9 protein-coding genes are annotated in these 13,062 nt (G+C 51.8%); 4 read left to right on the top strand and 5 right to left on the bottom strand.

The annotated features are described in order from the left end of the window. Positions 1-128: 128 nt before the first annotated feature. The gene (locus tag ACINK7_RS21710; RefSeq protein ID WP_404358635.1) at positions 129-1,709 is read right to left on the bottom strand and encodes a PAS domain-containing methyl-accepting chemotaxis protein; all 1,581 of its coding nucleotides are present in this window, start codon (positions 1,707-1,709) and stop codon (positions 129-131) included. Between the two features lie 275 nt (positions 1,710-1,984). Here ACINK7_RS21710 and ACINK7_RS21715 point away from each other — a divergent pair, with 275 nt between their 5' ends. Continuing rightward, on the top strand, positions 1,985-2,203 hold the full coding sequence (locus tag ACINK7_RS21715) for a hypothetical protein (protein ID WP_404358637.1): 219 nt from the start codon (positions 1,985-1,987) through the stop codon (positions 2,201-2,203). On the opposite strand, the gene ACINK7_RS21720 is transcribed toward ACINK7_RS21715, so the two are convergent. Then, the gene (locus ACINK7_RS21720) at positions 2,192-3,286 is read right to left on the bottom strand and encodes an alkene reductase (protein ID WP_404358639.1); all 1,095 of its coding nucleotides are present in this window, start codon (positions 3,284-3,286) and stop codon (positions 2,192-2,194) included. The genes ACINK7_RS21715 and ACINK7_RS21720 overlap by 12 nt on opposite strands. A gap of 159 nt (positions 3,287-3,445) precedes the next feature. Here ACINK7_RS21720 and mpl point away from each other — a divergent pair, with 159 nt between their 5' ends. From mpl to ACINK7_RS21735, 3 genes are all read left to right on the top strand, one after another. After that, on the top strand, positions 3,446-4,798 hold the full coding sequence (gene mpl / locus ACINK7_RS21725; protein ID WP_404358641.1) for a UDP-N-acetylmuramate:L-alanyl-gamma-D-glutamyl-meso-diaminopimelate ligase: 1,353 nt from the start codon (positions 3,446-3,448) through the stop codon (positions 4,796-4,798). A 212-nt stretch (positions 4,799-5,010) separates the two neighbouring features. Next, positions 5,011-9,084: a hypothetical protein gene (locus tag ACINK7_RS21730; protein WP_404358643.1), complete on the top strand. Its 4,074-nt coding sequence runs from the start codon at positions 5,011-5,013 to the stop codon at positions 9,082-9,084. A 124-nt stretch (positions 9,085-9,208) separates the two neighbouring features. After that, the gene (locus ACINK7_RS21735; RefSeq protein ID WP_404358645.1) at positions 9,209-9,673 is read left to right on the top strand and encodes a nucleoside deaminase; all 465 of its coding nucleotides are present in this window, start codon (positions 9,209-9,211) and stop codon (positions 9,671-9,673) included. Between the two features lie 622 nt (positions 9,674-10,295). Here the strand turns inward: ACINK7_RS21735 and ACINK7_RS21740 are convergent. The 3 genes from ACINK7_RS21740 to ACINK7_RS21750 form a co-directional block, all read right to left on the bottom strand. Beyond that, complete coding sequence (locus ACINK7_RS21740) at positions 10,296-10,709, bottom strand: Dabb family protein (RefSeq protein ID WP_404358647.1); 414 nt, start codon at positions 10,707-10,709, stop codon at positions 10,296-10,298. 169 nt (positions 10,710-10,878) lie between these two features. Next, positions 10,879-11,535: a potassium channel family protein gene (locus ACINK7_RS21745; RefSeq protein ID WP_404358648.1), complete on the bottom strand. Its 657-nt coding sequence runs from the start codon at positions 11,533-11,535 to the stop codon at positions 10,879-10,881. Positions 11,536-11,537: 2 nt separating this feature from the next. Further along, on the bottom strand, positions 11,538-13,004 hold the full coding sequence (locus ACINK7_RS21750) for a TrkH family potassium uptake protein (protein ID WP_404358650.1): 1,467 nt from the start codon (positions 13,002-13,004) through the stop codon (positions 11,538-11,540). Between the last annotated feature and the right edge of the window lie 58 nt (positions 13,005-13,062).

Consider the following 13,062-nt stretch of genomic DNA (forward strand, 5'->3'; position numbering starts at 1 on the left):
CCCCGGTGTCGAATTTTGATCTACGTTGGGTATAATTAGAAAAGTGACGGCTTAGATATCGGCACCTCTGATTTCAGGTTTGCAAATTTTTATTTGTATTCGACGAGCTCTTTTCTTCCCCCTCTTTTTCAGCGTTGACTGTCATCGAACTGCTCGACCATTAGATCGAGATCCTTACTGAGTTTCGAAAGATTGCGCCCGGCTTGACTGGCTATCGTTGCGTGATCGGATGTCTCTTTCGACAAGCGATCGATGGCTTCGATGTTTCGAGCGATTTCTTCTGAAACGATGTGTTGCTCCTCGGCTGCACTGGCGATTTGTAAAATCATATCGCTAATCGTGCTGACCGATTGCGTGGTTTCGGTCAATAATCTGGCCGAATTTTCTCCGTGTTCGACGCCATCGGCTGCTTTGATTCGTACCTTGGTCATTTCATCGACGGCATTTTTTGCGCCTTGTTGTAAAACCTCAATCATTTTATTGATTTCTTCTGTCGACTTTTGCGTGCGTCCGGCCAAAGTTCTGACTTCATCGGCAACGACAGCGAAACCGCGGCCTTGATCTCCGGCTCGGGCGGCCTCGATTGCGGCATTGAGCGCCAACAAATTGGTTTGTTCGGCGATACCTTGAATGACCTCTAATACGCCGCCGATATCTTTACTGTATTGAGCAAGATTTAAAATGACTGATTCGGCGCTGTCGACCTCGGAAGACAAGGCGCCGATTAATTTGACCGTCTCTCCGACCCGTTGCATCGTTTGCTGAGATATTTGGTCGGCGTCGGTTGCAGCCTTGGCAGCATTGCTAGCGCTTTGCGCAACTTCATTGATCGTCGCGGTCATTTGATGCATTGCCGTCGCCACTTGCTCGGTTTCTTGCAATTGGTGTTTCATGGCTTCGCTGACTTGTTCGATTTCCCGTTCGGTGGCTTGGGCTTGTTGCGTAAGCGTCTCGGTCGCTTGTATCAAACGGCGTACGATAGTCCTCGATTTAGCTTTAAGAAGTTTAATAGCGAGTAACAGCTGTCCGGGTTCGGCGCCGTCGTTGGTGTAAATATGCTGCATGACCGGATTATCGATAACCGAGCGCGCTTCTAATGCGGCATCGTTTAGCGGGCGTACCAACGCCGATATCAAGCCGAACGTAAATAACAGGGATATCACCAAGGTGATCGTGGCAGGGGTAAGTTCGATAATACCAAAGATAAATAGGCCGGCAAAAATTAGCGTTTGTAGCAACGAGAATCCGATCAATAATTTAGATCCCAATTTCATGCGGTTAAGCAAGTTGTTGATACTTTTCCCCGAGGCTAGTTTCGGGTAAGTTTTCTTTGCCTGTTCAACCGTATCGGGCTCGGGCTTTACCCGAACCGATTCGAATCCGATGACTTTCCCCTTGTCGAAGCGAGGCGTTACAAAGGCGTCGACCCAATAATAATCGCCATTTTTACAGCGATTCTTGACGATACCCATCCACGGCTTGCCTTTCTGAATACTATTCCATAAGTCTGCAAACGCGGCCTCCGGCATTTCCGGATGGCGAACGATGTTATGAGGCTGTCCAAGCAATTCTTGCTCATTGAAACCGCTTATTTTTAAGAAATCCTGGTTAATATAAGTGATCTTTCCTTTAGGATCGGTTGCCGAAGTAATCGTGGCGGTACTGGGATAGATGATTTCGTTTTGTGTAATAGGAAGGTTTTTTCTCATGGTTTAGCCATATTGGGAAGCACGGGATTCGCTGAGAATAAGCGAATTAAATCGGTTTATTTGCCATGTTCAGTCATAACGAGACCGTTGAAAGACTTCATGCGCTTAATGGTTAAACTGCCGAATTTAGGATGATCCGAATAAACTTGGAGCCTTGTCCGTCTTGATGACAAAAGTCGCTGTATTATTTCATAAATACATCACAACCCGATTATTTGTTTCAACGTTGTCACATAAATGTAAAACTCCGCACTTATCATGAGAGCTGAATTGAGATGAGAGCAAAAAACATGATAGTTAACGAGTCGACCGGCATATCGCAATTTTTGGGTAGAGAATTGGATGAAGTCTGCATCAGTTTTTATCCGGACTTGAGCTCGGAGTATTTGAGCACCTTATCCGGTGAGAAAAACGGTTCCGAGGAGGATAAGAGCGAAAAATCATCTTGGTCTTACTCGGAACTGGATGAGCATGAAGTCGCCTTAGTCGACTGAAGCTAAGGCAGGGTAGTCAGTGTAGCCTTTCCCATCGCCGCCGTAAAAGGTATCGGGATCGGGCGTATTGAGCGGCGCATTCAGGCGAAAACGTTCGGTCAAGTCAGGATTGGCGATGTAAAGCTTGCCGAAAGCAACCGTGTCGCATAAATTTCGGGCAATACTGTTTCGTGAGCTTTCCGCGTCATAGCCGCCGTTCGCGATATAAGGCCCGTTGAAATGCCGTCGCAAAGCGGCAAAATCGAATTCGGCGGTATCTTCCTCGATCGGAACCATGCGTTCGACGATATGCAAATAGGCCAAATCGAAGCGGTTCAATTGCTCGGCCGCATAATTGAAGTGTTTTTGCGGATCGCTGTCGCTCATGCTGTTGAAGGCATTAGTCGGCGACAAACGCAAACCGGTACGATCGGCGCCGACGGCATCGATGACCGCTGCGGTAACTTCAAGCAATAGGCGCATTCTATTGTCGATATTACCGCCGTAAGCATCGGTTCTGTGATTAGAACCGTCCCTCAGAAACTGGTCCAGCAAATAACCGTTCGCGGCATGGATCTCAACGCCGTCGAAACCGGCAATCAGCGCATTTTCGGCCGCGATGCGGTATTGGTCGATAATGCCCGGTATTTCCGACAACTCCAACGCTCTAGGCGTCACAAAGGGTTTTAAACCTGTCTCGGTAAATGCCATGCCTTCGATACCGATAGCCGAAGGGGCGACCGGCAAAGCATGGCCCGGTTGCAGGTCGGGATGCGAAACGCGGCCGACATGCCAGAGTTGCAAAAAAATTAATCCTCCCTCTTCATGCACCGCATCGGTTACTTTGCGCCAGCCGTCGATTTGCGCGGCGCTATAAATACCCGGCGTGAAGGCATAACCCTTACCTTGTGGCGAGATATGCGTGGCTTCCGAGATAATCAATCCGGCGCCGGCACGCTGCCGGTAATAGTCCGCATTCAACTGCCACGGAATATCGCCGGGTTGCTGCGCGCGGCTTCGGGTCAGCGGCGCCATAATGATGCGGTTTCTCAGCGTATATCTGCCTATTTTTACGGGGGTAAATAAAATATCTTCGGAAGTCATTTTTTCTGCTCTTGAAGTGTTACGAGAATTCCGGGTGAAGTCAACGCTCCAGTGATCCCATTGAATCGGAAAATTGGTTTTTCTTATAAGGTTGCAAAAAGAATCGCTACGGCTATGATTGTACCGGACATTATATTGTTTTCGTAAAAGGATAAGACTTTGCATATACACATACTGGGCATTTGCGGAACCTTCATGGGTGGACTGGCGCTGATCGCGCGCGAAATGGGCTATAAAGTCACAGGTTCCGATCAGAATGTCTATCCGCCGATGAGTACTCAGCTCGAACAGCAAGGCATCGAATTAATGAGGGGTTACCGGCCGGAAAATCTCGATTGTAAACCCGACCTGGTCGTGATCGGCAATGCGCTGTCTCGCGGTAATCCGGAAGTTGAGGCGGTTCTAAACCGCGGTTTGAAATACGTTTCCGGCCCGCAATGGCTCGCCGAACACGTCTTGGCCGAACGCTGGGTACTCGGTGTCGCCGGCACGCATGGAAAAACGACGACAACCAGTATGTTGAGCTGGATATTGGAATATCAAGGCTTCAAACCGGGCTTTCTGATCGGCGGAATTCCGCTCAACTTCGGCATTTCCGCCCGGCTCGGCGAATCGTCGTTCTTCGTGATCGAAGCCGACGAATATGATTGTGCATTTTTCGACAAGCGCTCGAAGTTCGTTCATTACCGCCCGAGAACCGCGATCCTGAACAATCTCGAATACGATCACGCCGACATTTTTCCGGACCTCGATGCGATCAAGAAACAATTTCATTATTTGCTCAGAACCGTGCCTAGTGAAGGTCTCGTGGTCGCACCCGAATCCGATGAGCATATAAGCGATGTGTTAGGCATGGGCTGCTGGACGCCGGTCGAAAAGACTTCGATCGAAGGCCGGTCGGCCTGGAATGCCGAATTGATCAATCCGGACGGCACTCGATTCAAGGTTAGTTATGCAGGAACGGAGCAGGGCGAGGTGCTCTGGACTTTGACCGGCAATCACAATGTCGGCAATGCGCTTTCAGCCATTGCGGCGGCACGCCATATCGGCATTATGCCTAAGGATGCGATTGCAGCATTAGGCGAGTTCAAAAATGTCAAACGGCGCATGGAAGTCTTGGCCAAAATCGACGGCATAACGATTTACGATGACTTTGCGCATCATCCGACCGCGATCAAGACGACCCTGGAAGGTTTGCGCAAACAAGTCGGTTCGGAGCGCATCATCGCGATCGTCGAGCCTCGCTCGAATACGATGCGCATGGGCATTCATACCGAATCGCTAGCTAAATCGCTGGTTGAAGCCGATCAAGCCATTCTATTCCAGCCTGAAAACCTGGGCTGGGACTTAAGCAGTCTAAAAAATTACGCCGGCAATATCGAAATCTATCAAACGCTCGACGAAATCATCGCCAAGCTCAAATTGGAATCCCGTTACGGCGGTCACTTCGTATTGATGAGCAACGGCAGTTTCGGCGGCATCTATACACGCTTACAGCAAGAGTTAGTGTAGGGTGCGCATCGCGCACCATTTGTTGTGGACCTGTTATAGAAGTTTTGAAAAGGCGCGGATTGCGTGCGCTACGATGCTGGTCGGCCCTCATGAGCCATATGAATACAAAGCGTTCGGAATATAAAAGCTTTGCAAAAGATACGCAGTGTTTACGAGACTAACGCATACTTTAGCAAATGCTTCCCTCGCCCTTATCGACAGGAGTTCAGATCATGCTCAACGTTCGGTGTTTATTATTGCCTCTATTATGGCTTACCTTGCCCTGCTGGGCCGAGTCGCTCAAACCTGAAAACGTTCCCGAACCGCTCAAGCCATGGATCGACTGGGTCCTACTCGACGATACCGAGCGAGGCTGTCCGTTTCTCTATAACAGCTTCGAACAAAAGCGTTGCGCCTGGCCATCGCGATTGGACTTAGCGCTTAACAGCACCGAAGGCCGCTTTACGATCGTTTGGAAAGTATACCGGGAAAGCTGGGTCGGCTTACCCGGCCATGACAAGCAATGGCCGCTCAATGTAACGGCTAACGGCAAGCCGCTCTTAGTTACGGAAAAAAAAGGACGTCCAAGCGTTTTTCTCGAACCCGGCACTTACACGATTGAGGGCGCTTTTGCTTGGGATAAATTACCCGAAAACTTGACGGTCCCGCAGGACACAGGCCTCATCACTCTAAGCATCAACGGCCAATTTATCGATCGACCCAACCTGAAACGAGGCCAATTGTGGCTTACCAGAACCGACGACAGCCCCGTAAAACCCGATGTCCGCAATAGCTTGGAGATTCAGGTATTTCGGCAACTGATCGACGACATACCGATGCAGGTGCTCTCGCGTTTGGAATTGAATGTATCGGGCGAACAACGCGAAATCAAGTTGGCTTATCCGATGCTGGAAGGCTTTCTGCCATTACGTATCGACAGCGCCTTGCCGGCACGATTGGAACCGGACGGTCAATTATTGGTACAAGTCCGCCCCGGACGTTGGCAGCTTGACATCCTGTCGCGCAGCACCGAGGCTCTCAACACGATACCTTTATCCGATCAGCCGGAAGATTGGCCGAAATCCGAACTCTGGGTCTTCGATGCCCGGCCGTCTTTGCGTGTCGTTGAAATCGAGCGTCCTGCCGCAATCGATCCGAGTCAAACCAATTTGCCCGAGCAGTGGAAGCGACTCCCCGCTTACGAGATCAAGCAGGGTGAAAGCCTGGTCTTGAAAACCATTCGCCGCGGAGACCCGGACGGCGAACCGAACAACCTGAATTTAACCCGAACCCTGTGGCTCGATTTCGATGGTAAGGGGTATACCGTCAACGATAAAATCACCGGAACCCTGTCGCAAGGATGGCGACTCAATACATTGCCCGGCATCGAACTCGGGCGCGTTGGCCTGGACGGTGCGAATCAATTGATCACGCGCACGCCCGACGGACAAAGCCGAGGCGTCGAAGTCAGAAAAGGCGCGATTCGATTGGATGCCGATAGCCGAATCCCCGGCTCGCCAGGAACTTTAAACGCAGTCGGTTGGGCGCAATCCTTTCATCAGGTTCGCGCTGAGTTGAACTTGCCCCCGGGCTGGCGCTTACTTGCCGCCGGCGGTGTCGATAATGTGCCGGATTCGTGGTTATCGCGTTGGACCTTACTCGATTTGTTTTTAGTGCTGATCGCCTCACTTGCTGCACTGCGGCTATGGGATGTTTATAGGTCCGCATTGACTTTACTAACCTTGATATTAATCTGGCATGAACCTGGCGCACCGCAATGGGTATGGCTTAATATATTGGCGGCGGCGGCCTTATTGAAAGTCTTGCCGGAAGGCCGGTTACGAAGCGTGATCGGCGCTTACCGCAATGTCGCCTGGGCTGTGTTGGTACTGATTGCGATACCGTTCATGGTCGATCAAGTACGCATTGGCCTTTATCCGCAATTGGAAAAGCCGTGGCAGACGATTCAAGGTCCTCGTTACGAGCGTCCCGTTGCCGGCGCAATGCCTGAAACGGCCGATGAATTGATGATGATGGAAGCCCCGTCGCTGGATGCGGTGCGTAAAAAGGCACGAAGTGCCGCCGGCATCGTCGCGCAAGCCGTGCCTTCGGCCGCACAGCAAAAGCGGCTGTCCGAACGCACCGATCCGAATGCAAAAATCCAAACCGGCCCCGGTTTGCCGCAATGGCAATGGCAGAAAATCAATTTGAGCTGGAACGGATCGGTAGCTCCCGAACAGCAAATCAGCTTATGGTATCTGCCGCCGTTCGTGACAATGCTGCTGAATTTTCTGAGCGTCGGCTTGATTGCGCTCTTGGCGATCGCGATGCTCGAGCGTCTGCCGAAACACTTCAAATTCAATCGTTCGACAGCAAGTTTGTTAATACTAATGGGTCTACCGCTATTGATGATGCCAAGCGCCCCGGTGCAAGCGGCGTTTCCCGACCCTGTATTACTGGACGAATTGAAAAACCGGCTCCGGAAAGCGCCCGATTGCGTGCCGAATTGCGCCGGTATTTCGCTGATGAGACTTACGATTTCCGACAAGGAATTGACGATCGATTTGGAAATACACGCCCGGGACAAGGTCGCGGTGCCCATACCTGGACACTACGAGCATTGGTATCCGAACACGGTCAGCATTGACGGAGAACCGGCAAAAGCGCTGTACAGTTTCAATAATGGATTATGGCTCGCTCTCGAAGCCGGTTTGCATCGTGTCGTGATGAAAGGCGCAGCACCTCCATTGGCAAAGTTTACCGTACCGTTGCCATTGAAACCGAAGCGTGCCGAATTGTCGGTCAGCGATTGGCAGGTTTTCGGCATTCATGAAAACGGCTTGACCGACGATCAACTCCAGTTTTCCCGAATAGCGCAAACCGAAGCCGTAACGGAAAAAGCCGCATTCGATCCGGGCATCTTGCCGCCGTTCGTCAGAATTGAACGGACTTTACAATTAGGCTTGGATTGGCGTGTCGAGACCCGCATCGTCAGAGTCTCGCCCCCCGGGTCTTCAATCGTCTTGGCCGTGCCGCTACTTAACGGGGAGTCGGTGATTACCGGCGGCGTGCGTGTCGAAAAGGGCAGCGCCTTGGTCAATATGACCGCTACGCAAAACGTCATGCACTGGGAGTCGGTGCTTAAAAAATCGGATCGTATCGAATTGACCGCCTCGGCAACCGATCAATGGATTGAAATCTGGCGCGCCGATGTCAGTCCGGTTTGGCATATCGAAACGGCAGGCATCGCGATGATGCATCAGGACAAGCGCGGCTATTGGTTGCCCGAATGGCGGCCTTGGCCCGATGAGCAGGTCGTGTTGACGGTAAGCCGCCCCGAACCTGCATCAGGCCAAACACTGACGATTGAGAGCAGTCGCTTGAAGTTGACTCCCGGAAGCCGCAGCCGTAATGCGCAATTGGAGCTTGCTTTGGATAGCTCGCTCGCCGTGCAACATACGATTCGACTCCCCGAACAGGCCGTACTGGAAGCAGTCACAATCAACGGTCAATCTCGTCCGGTTCGGCAAAAAGACCGCGAAGTCGTGTTGCCGATCGACCCGGGCAAACAGCAAATCGTCTTGAATTGGCAGGAGTCGGTGCCGATGTCGAGCGTGCTCGAGTCGCCGCAAGTCGATCTGGCCTTGCCGAGCGTCAACAGTAATCTGCATCTCACATTAGGCGAGGACCGTTGGGTTCTCATGACCATGGGACCGCGTTTCGGACCGGCGGTGTTGATCTGGGGCGTGCTGGTCGTGATCGTAATTTTGTCGTTCGGCTTGGGGAAAATCACGTTGACGCCGCTCAAAAGCCGTCACTGGCTGTTGCTGTTGATCGGGTTGAGCCAGATACCGGTGCTTTCGGCACTGATCGTTGTGCTCTGGCTTATCGCATTGGGGCTTCGCAAAGATCGGCCAGCGCAATCGACCAAAACCTTCAATACCGGGCAAATCGGTCTCGGGCTTTTGACGTTACTGTCGTTGATGTTGTTATTCTGGGCCGTCGAACAGGGACTCCTGGGCACGCCGGACATGCAGATTACCGGAAACCAATCGAGCGCCTACCGCCTGAATTGGTATCAGGACAGAAGCGCCGAGTTACTGCCGACCGCAACTGTCGTTTCGGTGCCGCTAATAGTCTACCGATTGCTGATGCTGGCCTGGTCGCTTTGGCTTGCAATTGCATTATTGAACTGGCTGAAATGGGGTTGGACTTGTTTCTCGTCGAATGGGCTATGGAAAAGGGATATCGTCAAGCTGGAATCGCCATTGGGTTCAGGGCACCGGGAGGAGAATAGTGAACAGTAAGCAGGTAGTAGTGAATAGTGACACATACTACCCGTCCCGCATGTTTAGCTTGACTTGAAATCTGGTCGAAACGTTCCGGTGGTGTTGCTTACCGCTACGAATAGCAAGTGTACGAGGTATGTAAATGACTCATGAAGATTATATGCGCCGGGCGATCGAACTGGCTTTGCTGGTTCCCGAGTTTCCTTTCGGGGCAGTGATCGTGCGACGTACAGCCGGCGAGATCGTCGCCGAAGGCCATAACCGGTCGTCGCTGAATCCGACTTGGCATGGCGAAATCGATGCGATCAACCGCTGTGCCGAGGCATATCCTGCGGGCGACTGGAGCGAATTCGATCTTTACACGACGGCCGAACCGTGTCCGATGTGCCAAAGCGCAATCGAATGGGCGGGAATTGGTACGGTTTATTACGGCACGTCGATTCCGTATTTGCAAAGCCGAGGGTGGTGGCAGATCGAAATCCGCGCCGAGGAAGTCGCCGAAAAAACACCGTTTCGAAAAAGCCGTGTCGTCGGCGGGTTGTTGGAGGCCGAATGCAATGCGCTATTCGACAACGCGCCGCGCGGCATGTTTCACCAGACGGCATAGGGTGAACAGGGTGAGAGGCGATCTCAATGCTGTTGACTTTTTCTGGTTCCCACGGTCCTCCGTGGAAACCCATACCTTGGTTGCCGAGGCAAGATCGGTATGCATTCCCACCCTGGAGCGGTAAGAACGAAGAAAAAACAGCCAACCCGCATCCTGCTCTTTCCCAAGCTCCAGCTTCCCGAGACCGACACAACCTCAATCAACTCCGGCTCGTTCGATCTTTCTTGATCGTCGGGAAGCTAGAACTTCTTGAACAGCTTACCCAAGCTGGAGAGCTTGGGTAACAGCATTAGGTGCGGGGAGCGACGCCTACGTCGCGACTATCGAAGCCGCTAACGCTCAATCAACAATAGATTTGCCGGGCGATGGGACAATCTAGCGCTCGATAAGGTGTACTGGCTTCCCACTTAAGGCGGAATAATTCACTAAGGATTAACCGTTCGCCCTGAGCCTGTCGAAGGGTGGACGGTTAATCCGCCCATGGTTCGACAGGGCTCTCCTGAGCGCAGCCGAAGGGCTCACCACGAACGGATTAACCTTAAACTGTCCCGCGTTAAGTGAGTAGCCGGTATATTTATGCTTGTTCCTAAATTTGAACTCCGCCACTAATCGTGGCTCATGGTCATTCGATGAAATCGTAAGCCTTGTATTTTTCGACCAGGGGTTTCAAGACTTCTTTGAGGACTTGATCATGGACCGGGTGATTCAAATAATTTTCCAGCGCGTGCTGGTTCTCGAAGGTGCTAGAGATCGCGATATCGTAGGAATCGTCTAGCGAGTGACTGGCGTGCTTGCGCTTGACGGCGGTCGGCGTGCCGATGTTGTAGGCAAGCACTCCGGGCAGCTTGGCCAGGCGTTTGGTGCCTTCGATGTATTTTTGCCGCGCGTTTTCATCGCCATGTTGTTTCAACCAGATGATCACGACATGATGCGCCTTGCGCTGTTCGCCGGATTCGGTTGTTGGTTCCGTCGCGCCTGCGGCCGAGCTCAATGCGGCCAATATCATCAAGAGTGAAAGCGGTTTCGCTAATTTCATTTTTGTCCTCCTCGGAAATAAGGCGATGGTCGATCGCCGAATGCTGGAAGCCGGTTACTCTATTTAACAGGAAGCGGTAACCGGCGGTGACGAATAGCTAGGGTTTTTTGGTGCTGTCGATTTAAACTAAAAAGCCACTATAACCGAAAAGCGAACCGGCAACCACAGCCTACCTCGCCTTGCCGTTTGACCATTTGTCATGTAATTGCTCATATTCGCCGGACGTTGTTACCAGCACGACTTCATCGCCTTTTTTGAGTTCGGTATCGTGATCGGCGGTATGGTAACTATTATCCCGGTAAAAAAAGATCGCTCGTGTGTGCTTCGGTAAGTCGAGGTCGTCGACAGGGCCTTCCTCGGCTTCGTCGGCAATAAAACTGAACAGCCTGACATTGCCGCGGATCGCTGCGGATAGTTCCAGAATATTCCTGCCCGCGGCGATATTCGCCAAATAGCGGGCATTGGTCAGCGTCGGAACGATCGTGTCGTTCAGACCCAGCTCGACGCAGATATGTTCGAATTCATGATCTTCAATTCGGGTAATGACGCGTTTAACACCGAGCGAACGCGCCACCAGGCTCGCAATGATGTTGGCTTCATCGCTCTTGGTCAAGCAAAACAGTACATCGATCGATGTCGGATCGGTTTCCTTCAGAATCGCCGGTTTGCTGCCGTTACCATGTATGAAAACGCAATCGAGGCGTTCCATCAATTCATCGATCACGGTCTTGTCATTATCGATGATAATGACTTCGTGACCTTCCTTCAATAAACGTTCGGCCGTTGCGGTCGCCAACGACGACGCGCCGATAAATACGACTTTCAAGTTCAACTCCTAATTTTGATCCAGGTTCGAGGATAAAGGAACACTAAAAAAGCGATGAATTCAACCCGCCCCAGTAACATGTCGGCTATTAAAACCGCTTTCAGCCACGGTTCCAGACCTCTTCCGGTAATGCCGGTCGACAAGCCTGTCGTCGAACACGCCGAGACCACTTCAAACAAGGCATCCATCGGATCGTAACCCGCCATCAGAAACGGCAGCCACGAACATAACACCGTGCCGATGAATATCAAAATCAGCAGCAAGACTCTTTCGATCTCATCCGATTCCAGCTTATCGTCGCCCAATTCCCGCTCCAATACGGCATGAGCCGGCAGCGCCGTGCGCTCGATAAAAAACTGAAGCAAGCGCAGTACGATCAAGAATCTGAGAATCTTGATACCGCCCGCGGTCGAACCGATCGAGCCGCCGACCAGCATTGAAAAAATAAGGCTCAGTTTAGCGGTATCATCCAATGATGCAACATCGGCATTCGCGAATCCGGTCGTCGTTTGCGCCGAGAGCCCCATGATCACGGCTATTTTCAGTCTGGATAAGACATCGGCGCTGCTCGAATCCAAACACAAAAACAACAAGCCTATTATCGTAATCGATATTACCGGCAATGCCAGAACTTCCGGATTGCATGACAATTCTTTGATACCGGTTCGAGAGAGACGATAATAAAAAGGCAACGAAACAGCTCCCGCCACACCGCACAACATCATTAAAAACTGGACCGGCCAGGCGTCTATCGCGGCGAGGCTGGAGTCGTAAATCGAGAAACCGCCGGTCGATACGCCGCTCAAAGCATGCGTGACGGCGCTCAACGGCGAGGCGCCGGCTATCAATAACACACCGATTGCAAACAGCGTCAGCGCACAATAAATGATCAGTAAATTGATCGAATGACTGTGTGCATTGCCCAAAAAATCGCGACTATCGTTGATTTCGCCCATCGCCAAACGGCGGGAGGCAATGCCTCTATCCAAAAATAACAACGCAACCGAAAAGGCCACGACACCCAGTCCGCCATACCATTGCATCCAGGAGCGCGCGAACAGAACACCGGTCGAATGTTCCTGTAATCCTGTCATCGTGCTCAAGCCGGTCGTCGTGACGCCCGATACCGCTTCGAAAAAGGCGTCGATGCCGCTCAGACCGGCGCCGACGAAAGGAATCGCCTCCAGTGCCGCGGCCAGGACGAAAGACAGCGCCGAAATGACCATCACTTCATTGCGCTTGATGTCTTCGGGCGGACGTAACCGGGCCAAAGGCAGACAGATCGCGGAAAGTACGGCCAAGGCCAGCAACTGATGTATCGTGAATAGCCATTCGCCGTTTATCCCGGAGACCAAGATCGGGATTAACCTCAATAGGATGATGACCAGTCCGATGCGTGACAGATAACGGGCCAAGACCCGGTAACGCACGGGTTGAGCCAAGGCGCGGGAAACATCGGAAAGACTCATGTCGAAAATGCTCCTCCGGAGAGAACACGTATCATTTTGTAGTATTGATTAATAGGCA

This window comes from Methylotuvimicrobium sp. KM1, from assembly GCF_044788715.1.
GTDB lineage: Bacteria > Pseudomonadota > Gammaproteobacteria > Methylococcales > Methylomonadaceae > Methylotuvimicrobium.